This window comes from Hoeflea marina, assembly GCF_003182275.1.
In the GTDB taxonomy this organism is placed as follows: Bacteria; Pseudomonadota; Alphaproteobacteria; order Rhizobiales; family Rhizobiaceae; genus Hoeflea; species Hoeflea marina.
The window spans coordinates 515,617-534,619 of sequence record NZ_QGTR01000002.1; the positions used below are offsets into that span (position 1 = coordinate 515,617).

General features: G+C 64.6%; 17 protein-coding genes. 12 read left to right on the forward strand and 5 right to left on the reverse strand.

The window, feature by feature from the left end; translation table 11 throughout:
* Positions 1 to 46: 46 nt before the first annotated feature.
* Positions 47 to 1,330 (reverse strand): phosphoribosylamine--glycine ligase, encoded by a 1,284-nt coding sequence (purD, locus tag DFR52_RS08860; RefSeq protein ID WP_110032038.1) that lies wholly within the window; start codon positions 1,328 to 1,330, stop codon positions 47 to 49.
* A 305-nt stretch (positions 1,331 to 1,635) separates the two neighbouring features.
* Between purD and DFR52_RS08865 the strand changes: the two genes are divergently transcribed.
* The 5 genes from DFR52_RS08865 (at position 1,636) to DFR52_RS08885 (ending at position 4,890) form a co-directional block, all read left to right on the forward strand.
* Positions 1,636 to 1,980, forward strand: coding sequence for a hypothetical protein (locus DFR52_RS08865; RefSeq protein ID WP_110031573.1), 345 nt, complete (start codon positions 1,636 to 1,638; stop codon positions 1,978 to 1,980).
* A gap of 270 nt (positions 1,981 to 2,250) precedes the next feature.
* Positions 2,251 to 2,598 carry a hypothetical protein gene (locus DFR52_RS08870; protein WP_146215567.1) on the forward strand — a complete coding sequence of 116 codons (348 nt, stop codon included), beginning with the start codon at positions 2,251 to 2,253 and terminating at the stop codon, positions 2,596 to 2,598.
* A gap of 176 nt (positions 2,599 to 2,774) precedes the next feature.
* The gene (ubiA, locus tag DFR52_RS08875; protein WP_110031575.1) at positions 2,775 to 3,746 is read left to right on the forward strand and encodes a 4-hydroxybenzoate octaprenyltransferase; all 972 of its coding nucleotides are present in this window, start codon (positions 2,775 to 2,777) and stop codon (positions 3,744 to 3,746) included.
* An 85-nt stretch (positions 3,747 to 3,831) separates the two neighbouring features.
* The gene (locus DFR52_RS08880) at positions 3,832 to 4,278 is read left to right on the forward strand and encodes a BLUF domain-containing protein (protein WP_110031576.1); all 447 of its coding nucleotides are present in this window, start codon (positions 3,832 to 3,834) and stop codon (positions 4,276 to 4,278) included.
* Between the two features lie 159 nt (positions 4,279 to 4,437).
* Positions 4,438 to 4,890 (forward strand): BLUF domain-containing protein, encoded by a 453-nt coding sequence (locus tag DFR52_RS08885; RefSeq protein ID WP_158284910.1) that lies wholly within the window; start codon positions 4,438 to 4,440, stop codon positions 4,888 to 4,890.
* A gap of 227 nt (positions 4,891 to 5,117) precedes the next feature.
* Here DFR52_RS08885 and DFR52_RS08890 read toward each other — a convergent pair whose 3' ends face one another.
* The 3 genes from DFR52_RS08890 to DFR52_RS08900 all read right to left on the reverse strand — a co-directional run bounded on the left by DFR52_RS08890 (position 5,118) and on the right by DFR52_RS08900 (position 8,334).
* Complete coding sequence (locus DFR52_RS08890; RefSeq protein WP_110031578.1) at positions 5,118 to 5,675, reverse strand: DUF6101 family protein; 558 nt, start codon at positions 5,673 to 5,675, stop codon at positions 5,118 to 5,120.
* 187 nt (positions 5,676 to 5,862) lie between these two features.
* A complete protein-coding gene (locus tag DFR52_RS08895) occupies positions 5,863 to 7,290 on the reverse strand; it encodes an FAD-binding oxidoreductase (RefSeq protein ID WP_110031579.1) in 1,428 nt (475 codons plus the stop codon).
* Positions 7,291 to 7,341: 51 nt separating this feature from the next.
* Complete coding sequence (locus DFR52_RS08900) at positions 7,342 to 8,334, reverse strand: L-threonylcarbamoyladenylate synthase (RefSeq protein ID WP_110031580.1); 993 nt, start codon at positions 8,332 to 8,334, stop codon at positions 7,342 to 7,344.
* 288 nt (positions 8,335 to 8,622) lie between these two features.
* Between DFR52_RS08900 and DFR52_RS08905 the strand changes: the two genes are divergently transcribed.
* The 7 genes from DFR52_RS08905 (at position 8,623) to DFR52_RS08935 (ending at position 16,593) form a co-directional block, all read left to right on the forward strand.
* Complete coding sequence (locus tag DFR52_RS08905; protein WP_158284911.1) at positions 8,623 to 9,630, forward strand: GGDEF domain-containing protein; 1,008 nt, start codon at positions 8,623 to 8,625, stop codon at positions 9,628 to 9,630.
* Between the two features lie 164 nt (positions 9,631 to 9,794).
* Positions 9,795 to 11,576, forward strand: coding sequence for an acyl-CoA dehydrogenase family protein (locus DFR52_RS08910; protein ID WP_110031582.1), 1,782 nt, complete (start codon positions 9,795 to 9,797; stop codon positions 11,574 to 11,576).
* Between the two features lie 56 nt (positions 11,577 to 11,632).
* Positions 11,633 to 12,394, forward strand: a complete 762-nt coding sequence (locus tag DFR52_RS08915) for a crotonase/enoyl-CoA hydratase family protein (RefSeq protein ID WP_110031583.1) — start codon at positions 11,633 to 11,635, stop codon at positions 12,392 to 12,394.
* A gap of 120 nt (positions 12,395 to 12,514) precedes the next feature.
* Positions 12,515 to 13,126: a DUF2799 domain-containing protein gene (locus DFR52_RS08920; RefSeq protein ID WP_110031584.1), complete on the forward strand. Its 612-nt coding sequence runs from the start codon at positions 12,515 to 12,517 to the stop codon at positions 13,124 to 13,126.
* A gap of 196 nt (positions 13,127 to 13,322) precedes the next feature.
* On the forward strand, positions 13,323 to 14,183 hold the full coding sequence (locus tag DFR52_RS08925) for a cytochrome b/b6 domain-containing protein (protein ID WP_110031585.1): 861 nt from the start codon (positions 13,323 to 13,325) through the stop codon (positions 14,181 to 14,183).
* Positions 14,183 to 14,950 (forward strand): molybdopterin-binding protein, encoded by a 768-nt coding sequence (locus DFR52_RS08930; RefSeq protein WP_110031586.1) that lies wholly within the window; start codon positions 14,183 to 14,185, stop codon positions 14,948 to 14,950. The genes DFR52_RS08925 and DFR52_RS08930 overlap by 1 nt, the downstream gene beginning before the upstream one ends.
* 1,280 nt (positions 14,951 to 16,230) lie before the next feature.
* The gene (locus DFR52_RS08935) at positions 16,231 to 16,593 is read left to right on the forward strand and encodes an endonuclease domain-containing protein (protein WP_110031587.1); all 363 of its coding nucleotides are present in this window, start codon (positions 16,231 to 16,233) and stop codon (positions 16,591 to 16,593) included.
* Between the two features lie 914 nt (positions 16,594 to 17,507).
* Here DFR52_RS08935 and DFR52_RS08940 read toward each other — a convergent pair.
* On the reverse strand, positions 17,508 to 18,344 hold the full coding sequence (locus DFR52_RS08940) for an outer membrane beta-barrel protein (RefSeq protein WP_110031588.1): 837 nt from the start codon (positions 18,342 to 18,344) through the stop codon (positions 17,508 to 17,510).
* Positions 18,345 to 19,003 lie beyond the last annotated feature (659 nt).

Here is a 19,003-nt window from a genome sequence, read left to right on the forward strand (position 1 = left end):
ACTAGCAAGTCCAGGTTACGGTCCGGTTCAGGAGAATGGTAAAAATTTAGCGACCACTTGCGGACTCGCGCGCCACCGCCTGCCAGCCGATGTCGCTGCGGCAGAAGCCCCCCGGCCAGTCAATCGCTGCCACTGCCCTATAGGCAAGCGCCTGCGCATCGCCGACCCTGGCGCCCAGCGCGGTGACGTTGAGCACCCTGCCGCCATCGGCGACCAGCTTGCCCTCGCGCAGCGCTGTGCCGGCATGAAACACCTTTGCGCCGGTTTCGGCTGCCGCCTCCAGGCCGCGGATCTCGGTGCCCTTGCGCGGCGGGCCGGGATAATTCTCCGCCGCCATCACCACGGACAGCGCCGCCTCGTCGCGCCAGCGCACCGACAGGTTGGCCAGCCCACCGTCGGCCGCCGCCATCAGCAGGACGAGAATGTCGTCCCTGAGCCGCATCATCATCACCTGGCATTCCGGATCGCCGAAGCGGACATTGTACTCGATCAGCTTCGGGCCGTCCGGGCCGATCATCAGCCCGGCATAGAGGATGCCCGAGAACGGCGCGCCCATCTCCGCCATGCCGCGCATGGTCGGCTCGATGATCTCCGTCATGGTCCGCGCGATCAGCTCCGGCGTCATCACCGGTGCGGGTGAATAGGCGCCCATGCCGCCGGTGTTCGGGCCGGTGTCGCCGTCGCCAACGCGCTTGTGGTCCTGCGCGGTGGTCAGCGGCAGCGCGGTCTTTCCGTCGCACAGCACGAAGAAGCTCGCTTCCTCGCCGGTGAGGAATTCCTCCACCACCACCTCGGCGCCGGCCGCCCCAAAAGCGCCTTCGAAGCAGTCGTCGATGGCGCCGAGCGCCTCGTCCAGCGTCATCGCCACGGTGACGCCCTTGCCGGCGGCCAGTCCGTCGGCCTTTATGACGATCGGCGCGCCCTGCGCCCGCACATAGGCCTTCGCCTTGGGCGCGTTGTTGAAGCGGCCATAGGCGGCTGTCGGGATGTCGTAGCGCGCGCAAAGATCCTTGGTGAAGCCTTTCGAGCCCTCGAGCTGCGCCGCCTTGCGGCTCGGACCGAACACCTTGATTCCCGCCGCGGCAAGCGAATCGGCGAGCCCGTCGACCAGCGGTCCCTCGGGGCCGACCACCACCAGCGCGATGGCATTGAGATTGCAGAAATTGACCACGGCCTGATGATCGGCAATGTCGATCACCACCAGCGTGGCGTGCTCGGCGATGCCGGGATTGCCGGGAGCGGCGAACAGGGTTCCGAGCATCGGCGAGGCGGCCAGTTTCCAGGCCAGCGCATGCTCGCGTCCGCCCGATCCGATCAGCAGCACATTCATCATCAGGATCACTCTCCGCTGTCGCGCAGGTCGGGATCAGGGCAATCCCGTGCCGAGTCCGCACGCCGTCCAATTACTGGCAGGGGTTAAGGAGTCATCCGAGCCCAGTCAAGCGCGGCAGCCGTCGGCCCGGTCCGCCACCCGACCTGCCGGCCGGCCGAAGCGCGCCGGCCGGATCGCAACGGAATTGGCTGCCTCCGTCCTGTGCGCCATCGCACAGCGTCATCGGGGAGGCGGCGGTAGTTTCAATCCATCGAATGCAGCGACCGAACGGTCAAGACAACACCCAACCGATGGAGATTAAAATGAAGAAGTTCCTGATCGCATCCGCCTTCGCAACCCTGGCCCTCACCGCCATCGTCTCAACCGCATCCGCCCAGCAGGCCGGCGGCCCCAATGGCCGCGGCAACGATGGTCCGAGCTCGACCGGTGGCGGTCACGGCGGCGATGTCGGATGCCTCACCCATGTTTGCGACCAGCCGCGCCGCCCGCAGCCGAAGAAGATCGTGCGGGGCGAAGGCTGCGGCTGCACAATCAAGAAGGTGCGCATCGGTGGTCGCATCTCCTACATCCAGGATTGCTACTATTTCGACGTCCAGGCCAACCTGGAGCGCTACTGCCAGCCTTGGGAGCGTCAGGCCTCCAACTGATCCCCGTTCGGGCGGTTAAAGCCCCATACCGCCTGAACGCTGCGGCCAGACTCGCGAGAGTCTGGCCGCTCCTGCGTTTAGACGGTCGGCGGCCGGCAGTTTTCGTGGGCTGGCAGTTGCTGCCAGATTCCGCCTGGGCCAGCGCTCGGGTGCCGCCGGTTCTGGTGCAGATCGCCCTGTGCGGGATCGCACAGCGGCAGGGTCGGTCACGGCCTAGGGTCATTTCATCGAACAACGGCCCAGAGCCAATCAACACCGATGGAGATCAACATGAAAAACCTGCTTATCGCTTCCACCCTCGCAGTCCTGGCCGCTTCGGCCATCGTGTCCACCGCATCCGCGCAGAATGCTGCCGGCGGCCCCAATGGCGGCAGCCGCGGTGACAAAGGGCCAAGCTCGACCGATGGCGGCCGCGGCGATCCCAGCAATTGCGTCCCCGGGGCGCTTTGCCGGCCGACAATGAAGAAGGTCGTGGCACTCGGCGAAGGCTGCGGCTGCACCGTCAAGAAGGTGCGCATCGGCGGCCGCATCTCCTACATCCAGGATTGCTACTATTTCGACGTCAAGGCCAACCTCGAGCGCTATTGCCAGCCCTGGCAGCGCACCAGCGCCAACTGACGTCTTCCCTTTCGGGAGGTCATGCCCCAAGCCTCCCGGAAACCACGGCCAGATCCGCAAGGATCTGGCCGTTCGGCTTTGTCCGGCAAAAAGACCACCTTGCTTTCGGCATCGCTGCAATCACTGCCGTCCACCCCATGCTTGACCTCGCCCGCGCCCGCTGCCAACTAGGAGCAATGAGCGCACCCCAAACCGATCCCGCCGGCCTGTCAGGCCGCGTTGCCGATGCCCCGTCGCGGAACTGGGTCTATCGCCTCCTGCCGCCGGCGCTGTGGCCGCATGCACAACTGGCGCGCTGGGATCGGCCGATCGGCTGGCAGTTGCTGATGTGGCCGTGCTGGTGGTCGGCGGCCATGGCCGCCAATGCCGCCGCCGCCGCCGGCCTCTGGTCGCCGGCCCAGACGCTCTGGCATCTGCTGCTGTTTGCCGTCGGCGCCATCGCCATGCGCGGCGCGGGCTGCACCTGGAACGATCTGGTCGACTATCGCATCGACGCCATGGTCGCCCGCACCCGCTCGCGGCCGCTGCCCTCTGGGCGCATCAGCAGGAGGGCGGCGGCGCTGTTCCTGGTGCTGCAGGCGCTGGTCGGGCTTGTCGTGCTTCTGCAGTTCAACGGTTTTACCATCCTTCTCGGCATCGCCTCGTTGGGTGTGGTGGCGATCTATCCCTTCGCCAAGCGCTTCACCAGCTGGCCGCAATTCTTCCTTGGGCTTGCCTTCTCCTGGGGCGCGCTGATGGGGTGGGCGGCTGCGTTCGGCATGCTCTCCTGGGCGCCGGTCCTGCTCTACGGGGCGGCGATTCTCTGGACCATCGGTTACGACACCATCTACGCCCACCAGGACAAGGAGGACGATGCGCTGGTCGGCGTCCGTTCCACCGCGCGGCTTTTCGGCGACAACACCGCCCGCTGGCTGCGCGGGCTCTATGCCCTCTTCGTGGTCATGGCCGGGCTCGCATTTCACCAGGCAGGCGTGATTTGGCCTGCCTGGGTCGGTCTTCTGCTCGCTGCCTTGATGCTTGCCGGGCAGATCCGAAGGCTCGACATCAATGACGCCGACGCCTGTCTGGCGCTGTTCAAGGCCAACAGCCATGTCGGGCTGGTGCTGTTCATCGGGCTGATGGTCTCGCTGGCGCTGGTGGCGATGTGACTTTCTGCGGGCCAGGACCACATTCTCACCTTATGATGAGGGCAATATCCTCATTCTGACCAAGCCAGCATGGAAGACGGACTGAATGATTCAACTGCTCTATGTCAGCGTCGCCGCGCGCGCGATGGCCGACGCCGATTTCGCCCAGATCCTGGAAACGTCACGCGCCAACAACGAACGCGAAGCCATCACCGGTGTGCTGTTGTGGGCAGAGGGCGCCTTCGTTCAGATCCTCGAGGGCGAGACCGATCCCGTCCACCGCACGCTCGCCGCGATCCGGCGGGACACGCGCCACACCAACCTGATCGTCGTCATCGAGCAGGAGACGGAGAAGCGCGCGTTCAGCGACTGGAGCATGGGTTTCAAGCGCCTTGATCCGGTCAAGGCCGACGATGACCGCGTCTTCCGATCCAGTCATTCGGCCCTTGCCCGGCGCATTTCCACACCCGATGGCGGCATGCTGCTCAATATGATCCTGGCGCTTGATCGTGATGTGCTGGGATCCACCTCCCGTACGGGAACAGCCGCCTGAGGACATCACGACCTGCCTTCGCCATATGCAGGACGCTGGGGAGAAGGCGGATGCAACCAGATGCGAAGTTGCGGGTTGTATGGCGAGGTTCGGGAGACAGTGAGCGCCGAGTCTTGCCCTGCTCGCCTGCACCTCAGGAACAACGAGCGAGGACAGGCGATGAAACAGGTTCTTTATGTAAGTGGCGCGACCCCGGAGATTTCGGACGCTGATCTTGACGCGATTCTCGCCTCGTCTCGGCGCAACAACGAGCGGGACGGCATCACAGGCATGCTTCTGTGGGCAGACGGCTCCTTCATCCAGATCCTGGAGGGCGAGGAGCCGGCGCTCGAAGCCACGCTCAAGCGCATTCGCAACGACTCCCGCCACCGCAACATCATGGTTCTCGTCGACCATGGCGCGCCCGGCCGCGCCTTCGGAGACTGGAGCATGGGCTTCAAGCGTCTCGATCGGCACCGTGAGACCGACAGGTTGCTGTTCGAGACTTCGCGGGCGGCCATCGAGCATCGCATGCCGAACGGTGACCGTTCGCTGCTCCTCGACATCATCCTGGCCTTCAGCCGCGATTTTCTCGCCGAGGGCCGGGCAGGGGAGTCGCGTCGACGGGTTTGACACGGCAATGGCCGGAGCGGGACGCTCCGGTCGTTTCGCCTGTCAGAAGACGTGGTGGTTCCAGAGCGCTTCTGCTCTTCAATAGACCGCAGGGGATTGAAAATCATTTTGCCTTGAAATGCCCTAAAGCGCATCGCATGAATTTAGATTCACGCGATACGCTTTAGCTCTTTGTGATGATGCATGTCGTGATCCCGAAACCGCTGCACACTTTCGGGCGACTTGCATTAGCGTCGGGCGATGATCTCGCGGCCTTCGATCTTCAACCGGATGCCGAGGCGGCCCGGCTGGCGGCGCACCAGGAAGCGCGGCCGGCGATTGGCCACATGGGCATGGCGGCGACGCGGGGCCGGCGCGCGTTCCATCATCGCGGTGTCGAGCGGCCGGGCAACGCCATCGGCTTCCACCATCAGCATCGGGATGCCGTAGAGTTCCGACCAGCTGCGCCAGTCGGCGGCGATGTCATCGAGATTGTGGGCCACCAGCAGCGGCACGCTGAGCGCCGGATCCCGGTGATGCAGTTCCAGCGTCACGGTGACGGTGCTGTCGCCGTGATCGATGGCGCGGGCAGCGACGCCGACAAAGGCGCGGGCTGGCAGGGCGATGGAGAGCGGCAGGCCGGACCTGTTGAGCACCTTCTTCATCACTGCGCCGCGGCTGTCCAGCGTGACGGAAATCTCGCCTGGTTCATCGCGGCCCGCATAGCAGATCCGCTGCGGGAAATGTCCGGGGTCCAGTCGTAGTTCGAAACCGGCCCAGATGGGCTTGGTGACGGTGTTGCTCATTTTCTCGCCTTCCGTAATCCCTTGAGAGCCGACATGGCGGACCTCGCATTGCGGAGCGTTTTCTCGCTCTCTGATGCCCGGAGATTACAAAACGGCAGTTCCCGTCGGCTTAAATTTCTCGGTTAAGAAAACCTCCACGTGTCGAATGGTTAGCGAAATGCAACCGGGATGCCCCCAATGCCACGCATCAATTTTCGGTTAACACCTTGCCGGGATTGAGAATCCCTGCGGGATCAAAGGCGCGCTTGACCCGGTGCATGAGATCGATCTCGATCGGCTGGCGGATCTGTGCCAGTTCGTCGCGCTTGAGCTGGCCGATGCCGTGCTCGGCGGAAATCGAGCCGTTCCCTTTCAGCACAATGTCGTGGACGATCCGGTTGATCTCGGACCAGCGGGCGAGAAACGCCTTTGTGTCGGCTCCCAGCGGTTGGGAGATGTTGTAGTGGATGTTGCCGTCGCCCATGTGGCCGAAGGCGACGATGCGGGCACCGGGGATGGCCTTGAGCACGGCCGCATCGGCTTCGGCCAGAAAGGCGGGTACCCTGGCCACCGGGACCGAGACATCGTGCTTGATCGACCCGCCCTCGGGCTTCTGCGCCCAGGACATCGATTCACGCAGCGTCCAGAAGGACTGCCGCTGCGCCTCGGTCTCGCCGGCCACGGCGTCCCGCACCAGCCCGCGCGCGTCGGCGGCGATGAACAGCTCCTCCATCAGCGTCCGGGCGGCTTCTGCCGATTGCCCCGAGGAAATGTCGACGAGGGCATACCAGGGATGCGCTGCGGCCATCGGGTCGCGCACGCCCTCGATATGGCGGGCGGTGAATTCGATGCCGATGCGCGGGATCAGCTCGAAGCCGGTCAGCGACGACCCGCAGAGGTCCTGCGCGATGCCGAACAGTTCCAGCGCGGCCTCGGGGCTGTCGACACCGACAAAGATGGTCTCGTGGCCCTTGGGGATGGCGAACAGTTTCAGAACGGCCGCGGTGATGATGCCGAGCGTGCCTTCCGCGCCGATGAAAAGGTCGCGCAGGTCATAGCCGGTGTTGTCTTTCTTGAGCCGGCGCAGCCCGTCCCAGATTTCGCCCGTGGGCAGCACCACCTCGAGCCCGAGGCAGAGCTGGCGCGAATTGCCATAGGCCAGCACCGCGGTGCCGCCGGCATTCGATGACAGGTTTCCGCCGATCTGGCACGAGCCTTCCGATCCGAGCGACAGCGGAAACAGCCGTCCGGCGTCGCGCGCCGCCTGCTGCGCCCGCTGCAGCACCACGCCGGCCTCCACCACCATGGTGTTGCCGATGCAATCGACATCACGGATGCGGTTGAGTCGCGTGAGCGACACGACAATCTCCGAGCGTCCGGCCCTTGGCGTCTGGCCGCCGGTCAGCCCCGTGTTGCCGCCCTGCGGCACGATCGCGGTTCCGGTCTCGCTGGCGAGCTTCAGGATCGCCGAGACTTCCCCGGCATTGGCGGGGCGGAGCACGAGCGGACTCTCGCCCTTGTAGAGACCCCGCAACTCGACGAGATGCGGTGCAATGTCGTCGGCTCGGGTGAGCGCGTTGCGGTCACCGACGATGGCGGCGAAGCGGGCGAGGAGAGCGGAATCGATATGCGTCATGGCAGAGAATTAGCCTCCGGCACCCAGGCTGTCGAGTGCAGCGTCGGCGCGCTACCGGGCGTGGGTTGCCGGGCGGGGCGCCGCGGCCCGTCTCAGCCTGTCATTGATGGCCTCGCCGAGCCCGGCGCCGGGAATCGACGCCACGGCAATGATCTCCGCCCCGCTGCTGTCGGCGCGCTTGAGATAGTCGAACAGGTTGGCGGCGGCTTCGCGCAGATCGCCCGCGGGACTGAGGTCGAGGACAAGGCGGGCGTCCTCAAGGCCGGCCATCGGCCGGGCAGCGAATGTCAGCGCAACCTCGCCCGGCCAGACCCGCTCGGCGTCCAGGCGCACTTGCGCTGCCGGTGCGTAATGCGACGCCATCATTCCCGGGGCCACCAGCGGCTGACCCGGATCCGAGTGCTGCCGGCTCAGCCTGAGGCCGGTTTCGGCTTCGATCGCCTCGGCGGTGACCCCGCCGGGACGCAGCAGGCGCAACCCCGAATCCGTCACCTCGACAATGGTCGATTCGACGCCCACCGCGCAGGGGCCTGCATCGAGAATGAGCCCGATGCGGTCACCGATATCATCCGCCACGTGCTGCGCCGTGGTCGGGCTGATCCTGCCGGAGCGGTTGGCGCTGGGGGCGGCCAGCGGCTTTCCGAAGGCCGCGATCACATCCGCGGCAAATCCGGTCGGCACCCGCACCGCGACGCTCGGCAGCCCGGCGGTCGCCAGCGCATGGATGTCGCTGTCGGGCGCGAGCGGCAGCACCAGGGTCAGCGCGCCGGGCCAGAAGGCGTTTGCAAGTCGTTCGGCCAGCGGATTGAAAACCGCATGGCGCCTGGCCATGTCGAGGCCGGACATGTGCGATATCAACGGATTGAAGCGGGGGCGGTCCTTGGTCTCGTAGATCCGGGTGATGGCCTCGGCATTGGTCGCGTCGGCGGCCAGGCCGTAGACGGTCTCGGTCGGCAGCCCGATCGGCTCGCCGCGGGCGAGCGCCTCGACCGCCCGGCCCAGCGCCCGGCCGGTGCTGCTGTCTATGGTGAGGATCTGCGCCATTTTCTGTGGTCCTTTTCCGCGATCCCGCGTCTAGAACATTCGGCGCGCAAAAGGAACCTTTCTCGGCTCTGGCCGGGGGAGGTCGGCCGATAATTCAGATCAATCGGCTGATCAACCAGTCTGCTCAATAAGAAAATCCCAATGGATGGCTAGAAAGCGGGGGCGAATGTTAGGAAGTTGCTAAATGCTTGGACCTAGAGATCGAAGGTAGCAATCCAGCGATCGGCCCAGGGTATGAACAAATCAGCCGCCCCTTCATCATCAGTCGCACTTCGCGTGGCAACGGCGATGTACCAGCTCGGTATCGACGGGCTGCCGCGGAATTATGAACTGGTCTATGAGGCCTATGGCGGCAACAATCCTGAACTGGCCCGGGAATTTGTCGCCATCGGCAAGGTCAAGTCCCAGCGCGCCCTGGATGAACTCGGCAAGAAATACCTGCCGCATCACCATGAGGAGAGCCTGCTGGCCCGCACCAACGAGCGCATGCGCCAGCAGATGAGCAGCTTCCAGAACCTGCTCAAGCAGGAAAAATCCTCGCTGACAAGTTACGGCAAGATCATCGACGAGACGTCGCGAAGCTTCAAGGCCAATGGCGAAATCGATCGCGAGGCCCTGAGCCGTTCCATCACCGAACTGTCGAGGGCGACCCGCTCCCAGGCCAGTGCCAACGCCATCCTTGCCGCCGGAGTCGAAGAGCAGTCCGCGGAGCTGGAGCAGGTCAAGTCGGAACTCGAAAACACCGAAATGGCGAAGTTTCTCGACCCGCTGACCGGGCTTGCCAACCGCCGGGCCTTCAACAAGGCGGTTGCGCGCATCTATACCAATGCCGCCCTGCCGATGATGTGCGGGCTGGCCTATGCCGACATCGACAATTTCCGCCAGCTCGGCGGGCCCGCTGATTCGAAGATGGGCGACCACTTCATCCGTCAGGTGGGAAACCTGATTCAGGCAGGACACGCATCGGCGGATTTCATGGCCCGGCTGGATGGCAACCGCTTTGCCTTTCTCTTCAACACATCCGACGACCAGGAAGTCATCCGCCTGGTGGATCAGCTGCGCGCCGCCGTCGGCGCCAAGCAATTGATCAGCCCGAAAAACGGAGCGAGCGTCGGTCTGGCGACACTGTCGATCGGCGTGGTGATGACGACCGTCGCAACCAATGCCGGGGAATTGATGGAATTCGCCGAGCAGGCGCTGACCGCCTCTATGAAGGGCGGTGGCAACAAGGTGTCGCTGTACTCGACTGCCCTGCCCACCGGCACGGCAGGCGACTGGAAGATCTACAACCCCTGAGCCTCGTGGCCTGCCGGTCCTGCTCTGTCCCGCCGTGGCATTTCCCGCGGCGGGCAAATTGACGTGCACGTCAAAATCACCTAGCGATGGGCAGACAGCGGACTGGATGCGGACGGCTGTCCGCCGCATCCGCTTCGCACAGTTCTGCCCGTGGAGGAGACCAGATGTACCGCGCACCCGTTGACGAGATCACCCATACGCTCATGCATGTGGCAGGCCTGAAATCCGCCATCGGCGACGGACGGTTCCCCGATCTCGGCGAGGACCTTGTCGACGCCATCCTGGCCGAGGCTGGAAAATTTGCAGGCGACGAGATCGCTCCGCTCAACGCCATCGGCGACAAGAATGGTGCGAAACTCGCCGACGGCGCGGTCACCACGCCGCCGGGCTGGAAGGAGCTTTACCGCCGCTGGATCGACGGCGGCTGGAACGGTCTCACCGGGCCGGAGGCGTTCGGCGGCCAGGGGCTGCCGATGCTGATGTCGGTGGCAGCGGTCGAAATGTGGAATTCCGCCGCCTTCGCCTTTGCCCTGGGGCCGCTCCTGACGATGGGCGCGATCGAGGCCATCGACAAGCACGCGACCGACGAGCTCAAGGCGAAATATCTCGAGAAGCTCGTCACCGGCGAGTGGATGGGGACGATGAACCTGACCGAGCCGCAGGCCGGCTCCGATCTAAACGCGCTCAAGGCGCGCGCCGAGCGCGCCGGGGACGGCAGCTACCGCATCTTCGGCCAGAAGATCTACATCACCTATGGCGAGCACGACTTCACCGACAACATCGTCCACCTGGTGCTTGCCCGACTGCCCGACGCGCCGGCGGGAACCCGCGGCATCTCGCTCTTCCTGGTGCCGAAATTCCTGGTCGGTGACGACGGCGAGCTCGGCGCCCGCAACGATGCGTTCTGCTCCGGGCTCGAGCACAAGCTGGGCATCCATGGCTCGCCCACCTGCACGATGATCTTCGGCGACGGCAAGTTCGGCGATGAACCCGGCGCCATCGGCTGGTTGATCGGCGAGGAGAACCGCGGTCTCGCCTGCATGTTCACGATGATGAACAACGCACGCCTCCATGTCGGCATCCAGGGCGTATCCATCGCCGAGGCCGCCTACCAGAAGGCGCTGGCCTATGCCAACGAGCGCACCCAGGGCAGGGCGCCCGGCTTCAAGGGCGACGGCATGAGCCCGATCATCGGCCATCCCGATGTCCGCCGCATGCTGTTGACGATGAAGTCGCTCACCCAGGGCTCGCGCGCCATCTGCTACACCTGCGCCCAGGCGCTCGACATGGCGCACGTCACGGAGGGCGACAAGTCGCGCAAATGGATGGAGCGCGCCAGCCTGATCACCCCGATCGCCAAGGCGTTTTCCACCGATGCCGGCGTCGACGTCGCCTCGCTCGGCGTCCAGGTGCATGGCGGCATGGGCTTCATCGAGGAGACCGGCGCAGCGCAGCTGCTGCGCGACGCCCGCATCGCCCCGATCTATGAGGGCACCAACGGCATCCAGGCCATCGATCTGGTGATGCGCAAGCTGCCGCTGTCCGACGGTGCTACGGTTTGCGCGCTGATCGCCGACTACCAGGCCGATGCCGACGCGGTGCGCGCGTCCAACAGTCCCGAACTGGCCGGTGTCGCCGACCGGCTCGATCGCGCCATTGACGATCTGCGGACCGCCACCAGCTTCATGCTCGACGCCGTCCGCTCCGGCCGCCAGGGCGAGGCGCTGGCCGGCGCCACACCCTATCTCCGGCTCTTCGGCCTCACGGCCAGCGGCGCATTGCTGGCCCGCGGCGCGATGGCCGGGATGGGAGAGGATGGCGGCGAGGGGCGCGCCGCTCTGATCCGCTTTGCCGCCGCCAATCTGCTGCCAGAAACCGCCGGACTTTCGTCCACCGTCACTGCCGGCGCCGAAAGCCTCGAGGCTGCCGCCGCCGCTCTGACCTGAGCGGTGGAGGCAACAGCGCGCTGACCCATTCGACCAATCGCAGTCCGGAGGACGCCATGACCGACCATATTCTCGTTGAGCACCAGGGCGAGGCCGAGCGCCGGATCCAGGTCATCCGCTTCAACCGGCCCGACAAGAAAAACGCCATCACCCGCGCCATGTACGCTGCTATGGCGGCTGCCATCGCCGAAGGCGAGGCCGATCCGACGGTTCGCGTTCACGTGCTTCTCGGCACGCCGGGCGCGTTTACCTCCGGCAACGACCTGCAGGACTTCATGGCAGTGGCCATGGGGGCGGCCGCCGGCACCGAGGTCTGGGACTTCATGCAGGCGCTGGCCACCACCGCCAAGCCGGTGATCTCCGGCGTCGATGGCATCGCGGTGGGCATCGGCGCCACCATCCAGCTGCATTGCGACCTGACCTTTGCAACGCCGGCCACCCGCTTTCACACACCCTTTGTCGATCTCGGCCTGGTCCCGGAATTCGGCTCCAGCCTGATGGTGCCGCTGGCCATCGGCCATCAGCGCGCCTTTGCCATGCTCGCCGCCGGCGTGCCGATCTCCGCCGGCGACGCCTGTGCCGCCGGCCTGATCTACCAGGTGGTCGAGGCCGACATGCTGGAGGCGGCGGTACTGGCCGCCGCGGAGGGGCTGGCCGCCAAGCCTCCCGAGGCGCTGGCGATCGCCCGCCGCCTGATCAAGGGCGACCCCGAGGAGCGGCTTGCCCGCATTGCCGAAGAGACCAAGCTGTTTGCGAGCCGGCTGAAGTCCGCCGAAGCGATGCAGGCCTTCCAGGCCTTCATGACGCGCAAGAAATAGCAACGTCGACCTATAGGCTCCGGAATTCATGTGTATTTCGACCCGTCACGCAGTCTTCCGGCGTTTGTCTTGCTCATAGTCCTGTTGTAAGCTTCCTTCAATTTCGTCGGGGGCTGTGAGATGCGTGGAATTTGGCTGGTTGCTGTGTTGATTCTGGCGGCCTTCGCCGCCTCATGCCAGACAATGTCGAAGGAGGAATGCGCTGTTGCCGACTGGCGCGTGATCGGCGAGCAGGACGGCGCGGCCGGCTACGCGCCGCAGCAGCGCTTCGCCCAGCATGCCAAGTCCTGCCAGAAGGCGGGCGTCGCCGCGGACCAGTCCACCTGGTACCAGGGATATCAGCAGGGTCTTCCGCGCTACTGCACGCCGCTCAATGGCCTCGAGCAGGGCCAGGCCGGCCGCAGCTATGCCAATGTCTGTCCGCCCGAACTCGACGCAGGATTCCGCTCGGGCTACGATCTGGGGCGGCGCTACAATGAGAAGAAATCCGAGATATCCGGCCTCGAAAGCCGCATCCGCTCCGCCGAGGACTCCAACCGCTCGACCGAGGGCCTGATCCGGGAAGGCAAGATCGAAGCGCGCGAGGCCGAGCGGCTGATGCGCGACAACAGGCGCGACATCCGCGATTGGAACCGCGATATCGGTCGCCTCGAAGGCGAACTCGGTCGCATCGAATACGAGATGGACACCTTCCGCTACACCGCCGCCAGCGCTTCGGCCGCCGTCAACTGACGCCGCCAGGATCTCAGGCCCTCACGTTCGTTCACGCTCGCGCTATCGGTCGTGCGCGGGCGATCCCGCAGAAGTGTAGCGACTTCATCGCCGGGATCGGCGACACTCCGGGCCTCTGGAGTTGAGGCCATGGCCCGGACAGGCGCCGCGCCGGCCGCCGCTCCGTATCACGCAACCGGCCAGTGGAACGGACAGCATGACGGCAAACCAGACAACAGCTGAAGATCTTTCCCGCCGTCCTGCGGGCGGCGATCTCGTCAAACGCCATCGGCTCTCGACGCGGGTCTGGCACTGGACCAATGCGGTCGTGCTTCTCATCATGCTGATGAGCGGGCTGATGATCTTCAACGCCCATCCGAGGCTCTACTGGGGCCAGTTCGGCGCCAACCCGGATCATGCCTGGCTGGAAATCAACGGCCGCAACACGCCCGAAGGGCCGCAGGGCTATCTGCGCGTCGGCGACATCACCATTGTCACCACCGGCATTCTCGGCCTGTCGAAGCGGGCGGATGGTCGCAACAACCCGGTGGCCTTTCCGGCCTGGGCGACGATCCCGTCCGATTACAATCTGGCGCTGTCGCGGCGCTGGCACCTGACCTTCGCCTGGCTGTTTGCCGGCGGCATTCTCGCCTATGGCGTCTGGAGCCTGGTCAACGGCCATGTCCGGCGCGATCTGCTGCCTTCGCGCGGAGAGCTCAAGCCCGGCCACATCTGGGGCGACATCAAGCACCATGCGATGCTGAAATTCCCCACCGGCGAGGCGGCCAGGCACTACAATATCCTGCAGAAAGGCGCCTATCTGCTGGTGCTCGGCATATTGATTCCGGGCATGGTGCTGACAGGGCTGACCATGTCGCCGTCGATGGATGCGATCTTCCCGTTCCTTCTCGACATTTTCGGAGGCCGCCAGTCGGCGCGCTCGATCCATTTCATTCTGGCCGCAGGCCTGGTGGCCTTCATCCTCGTGCACCTGCTGATGGTGCTGCTGGCCGGTCCGTTCAATGAAATCCGTTCGATGATCACCGGACGCTACCGCCTGCCCAAGGAGAAGAGCTGATGTCGACACTTCTCACCCGCCGCAAGCTGATCACCGGACTGGGTCTCGGCGGTTCCTCGCTCATGCTATCGGGCTGTGATCCGCTCGGCTCGTCGCCGAAATTCGAGGAGATGGTTCTCTCATCCGGCAACTGGCTGTCCTACCGGGTGCACCGGCTGATCGGCAGTGACGCGCTGGCGCCGGAATATTCGGCCTCGGAAATGTCGCCGGTGTTCCGCACCAACGGCAACACCATGCCCGACTCCGCCGACTATCAGCGCATGGCGTCGGAGAATTTCGCCAATTGGCAATTGCAGGTCGACGGGCTGGTCAGCACGCCGAAATCCTATTCGCTGGCGGAATTGCGCAACATGCCGGCGCGCAGCCAGATCACCCGCCATGACTGCGTCGAGGGCTGGAGCGCCATCGGCAAATGGACCGGCGTGCCGCTGGCACTGCTGCTCGGCGAGGTGGGCCTCAAGCCGCAAGCGCGCTATCTGGTGTTTCACTGCGCGGACACATTCGGGCTCGGCACCAAATATTATGAGAGCATCGACCTGGTCGACGGCTACCACCCGCAGACGATCATCGCCTATGGCATGAACGACGAGGTTCTCTCCGTCGGCCACGGCGCGCCGATCCGGCTCAGGGTCGAGCGCCAGCTCGGCTACAAGCACGCCAAATATGTCATGCGCATCGAGGCTGCGGCCGATCTCGCAAGTATCGGCCTTGGCAAGGGCGGCTTCTGGGAGGATTCATCAGGCTACGACTGGTACGCCGGGATCTGACGGGGTCTGGACAAATCCATTCATGCATCCGGAAGGTCGCGGAAGACAATTTCGCCATGGCCGAGTGCTTCGGGGAGGAGGCGGCGAAATGCCCGGCTTCCCTATGCGGGCCGTGGCTTACCCCCTCTCTCGCGATTTCCACCGCTCTGCTTCCGCTGAGACACCTGGTGCCCTCGCGCGGCGTCGCGATGGGGCCTTCGTTCACTGAAATCGACTTCATCGATTTCTGGCCTGCAGCAACCCTTCCGAGGTCTCCCCCGCCGAGGGGGAGATTGACATTGTGCCCGCATCGCTCTCCGCCCACGTTGAAAAGCCGCGCGTGACTCTCGTCACCGACGGTATGGGGCATTTCCGTGCCTCCGCCTGTTTCCAGACGGAATGCGGGGCGCGCGGGACCAGCCCGCAATGGGATACCGGGGATGGAATTGGCATGGTCGCCCACGCCCCGCCGGTGTCGGACCCGATGCCTTCCGGGCAAGGGGCTGCTCCAGATCCGCGCTTCAGCTGTGGCCCTGGCGGTTTTGACCAACGGCGTGTCCGCTGCCGTTGCCGCTCGTGACGAAGTGAACTCCGGCCTCAATACCGCCTGAACGCTCCGCCCCTTTCGGGCGCGCCGCCTGCCAAATGCGTGTGCCTCGCGAGGGCCCCCGGCTGCTGTCACCAGCCGGGCTCGCTTACCACGCGCGACGGCGCCAGGACTGCCGTTGCGGACGGCCTTGCCTGCTCCGGGTCGCCCCGGGGTGTAGGTGCTGGTCGCTTGACCTTTCCGGACCCGGCGCGCCACGGAAGCACGCCACCCGGAATCCACCGCCTCTCGCCGATCCCGGGGTCCGTAGCCCCGGAACATCCGATTGACGGAAGGTGGGTCGAGTATCGCACGGGGATAATGGGGGTGGACGGGATGGGGTGGATTTTTGTTGTTTTTTCCTCTCCCCTTGCGGGAGAGGAAGCAATTTCAGTGTCTTAGCGAAGCTAAGCGCTAGAAATTGCAGGTGAGGGGATTTTTGTTTTCCAACACTTGGACCCCCTCACCAACAAAATCTGCGACTTGGCCCTGCGGTCCAAGACCGCGATTTTGTATCCTCTCCCACCAAGGGAGAGGTGGGTGCGGCGCCCTCCGCATCTCTCTCTCGCCTTGCGGCAGAGGACGCGATCTCAGCGTCTTAGAGGAGCCGAGCGCTAGAAATTGCAAGTGAGGGGGATGTGCTTTCCCACTCGATCATCCCCCAAAATATTGCCGCCGATAAATTGGCTGCTATTCTGGCTGGCGGGAGAAAGAGATGCGCCACAACCCGCCACCGATCCACCGCAGCCGGGCCCGCGCCATGCGCGCGGATGCCACTCGGCCGGAGGCAATTCTGTGGCAGGCTCTGCGGGATCGTCAGCTGGAAGGCTTCAAGTTCCGCCGCCAAGTGCCGCTGGCTCGCTATATCCTCGATTTCGTCTGCTTCGAGGCGCGGCTGATTGTCGAGGTCGATGGCCACCAGCATGCGGACAGCGCCCGGGACATGCGGCGTGATGCAGTCTTTGTCGTCAAGGGATTTCGGGTGCTGCGGTTCTGGAACCACGAGGTGTTGGAGAATGTCGACGGCGTGTGCCATGCCATTCTCGCCGAGTTGCAAAACAGCGGCGTGGGACGCTGAGATCCCCTCTCTCCTTGTGGGAGGTGGCGCCGCACTCACCGCATTTCCGCCTCTCCCCTTGTGGGAGAGGAAGAAAAAATCAGCAGCTTGGCGCGAAGCGGCAAGTGCTAGATTTTTCAGGTGAGGGGGTGTTCTTGGCACGCCGCCCGACCCCCTCACCGACAGATCTGCGACTTGGCCCTCACGGTCCGAGACCGCTCCTGCCTTCGCGCTGAGTCGCGCTCAGGCCTTCGTTCGCTGAAATTGATTTCATCAATTTCCGGCCTTCGGCCACCGCTCCGAAGCCTCTTCCACCAAGGGAGAGGTGGGGTGCTGCGCTTTCGGCATTTTTGCCTCTGTGACTGGACTGTGGTGCCCGGCAGAAAATCGCCCGCAATGCCCGTCCTGCCGGACCCCGATCCGGCATCCAGCAGGCTCGCGTCTGCGAGCCGGAAGACTCCTTGTGGCTGAGGCTGGGCCGTGCGGCGAAGGAGTCTCTCACCGCGCCGACGCGCGGTGGCTGGATCCCGGATCAAGTCCGGGATGACGACGGGAGAGGGGGGCAAGCGGCCATGCGGGATGCCGCAGCCCGGCGCGGAGCCCATTCTCCCCCGCAAGGGGGGAGATGTCGGCGCAGCCGACAGAGGGGGCATGGCTCCGCCCCATCCGGACCATCTGGTTTTGCGGCACCGACCCCCCTCTGTCACCTTCGGTGACATCTCCCCCGCGAGGGGGGAGAGAGGTGCGTGGCGCGCGTTCGCCGGATTTCCCTCTCCCACCAAGGGAGCGGTGGGGCCGGCTTGGCGCAACGTGTTGCTGCGGAAACTAGCGGGCTTTTCCAAGCAACATCGTTCGCGCCCGATTGCCAGGCACTCCGGCAACGCAAAAGGCCGCGAGGATTTCCCGCGGCCTTTCGCAATGGAAGGTATCAGCGGTCAGAATGCGACCGAATTCGTCCGGAACGTGTTCATCGATGCGCCGTAGCGGTCTTCCTCAAGCAGCGTGCCCGAACCGAAGCTGATGCGCAGGCCGGCCACGAACTTGTGCGAATCGGTTTCGAGGAAATCGTTTTCGTTGTGGTCGTACTGGTAGCGGCCGAAGACCGTGACCGGTGAGTTGTCGAAGCGGTAGTTCGCCTGCAGCGCGGCGCTGAGCAGGCTCGGCGGCGACAGGAACAGGAACTCTTCATAGTCGCGGTAACCGAGTTCCGCGTCGAGGCGAAGGTTTTCGGTGACGAAATAGCGGACTTCGCCGCGAACGCCCCAGAAATCGAAATCGAGCGGCAGGTCGTCGAATGACTGCTGGCCGTACTCGGCCTGGCCGTACAGGGTGAGATTACCCAGGTAGAACTGGACTTCCGGGCCGAAGGAGTAAAGTCCGGCATCGCGCGTGAGGAACTCCGAATCGGCGATCGTGCCGAAAATGCCGACGGCAAACCTGGACGGATCGCGCCAGAAAAGATGCGCCGCGCCGCCGTATCCGGAGACGCTCTGGTCACCATCGTCGGCACCGTCGGCGAACAGGTCACCCTGCACGTTCCAGCGCTGGTGGAAATTGCAGTTGGCGCGCGCCGTGCCGCCATAGCTCAGGAATGTGCTGTCACCGACGATGTCCCCGGAGGTCTTTGCGCCGCCGAGATAGGCCTCGATGTGGCCCGAGCAGGCGCTGCGGCTTTGCATCGGCGCCGACTCCGGCGCAGCGACGATCATGTCCGCAGCAAAGGCCGATGTCGAAGCCAGCGCCAGGCAGGCAGTGAGCAGATAGTGTCTCATGAAAACCCCTTTAATCCTGAATATGTGCAGAATGCCTGCAACCCTCAATCGCGCAGTAAGGCGTCAACCAAGCAAAATCTGACGCGATTACAATATCTTCCATATAGAGGCAGCATAGTTTGGTTGTAAACTACCGATGCAGCCGCACATGCGCGTCCAGAGGGTATTCTCCCATGCGGTGCAATTTTGCAACGATCGGCCGCCGAGCTTCGGGGAGTACGGAACGCTCGGCACCCCCACCCGGATCAACTTCTCTGCGCTCGCTTCTCCTTGGGCGAGCCACCGGTCTCGCCCGTCCTGCGGACCCCTGAAGGGGGAGGTTGGAATACCCACGCTTCCGCCCACGCCGAAAAGTCGCGCATGGCTTGGCCATCGACGGGTTGCGCATTTCCAGTGCGTCCGCCTGTCTCAAGACGGAATGCGGGGCGCGCGGGACCAGCCCGCAATGGTAGTACCGGGGATGGAATTGGCATGGTCGCCCACGCCCCGCCGGTGTCGGACCCGATGCCTTCCGGACACCAGGCACTCCAGATCGACGCAACTCACCACCCTGGCGGTTGACCAGCGGCGTTCCGCTGCCGCTGCCGCTCGTGACGAAATGAACTCCGGCCTCAATACCGCCTGAACATTCCGCTCCTGTCGGGCGCGCCGACCGACAT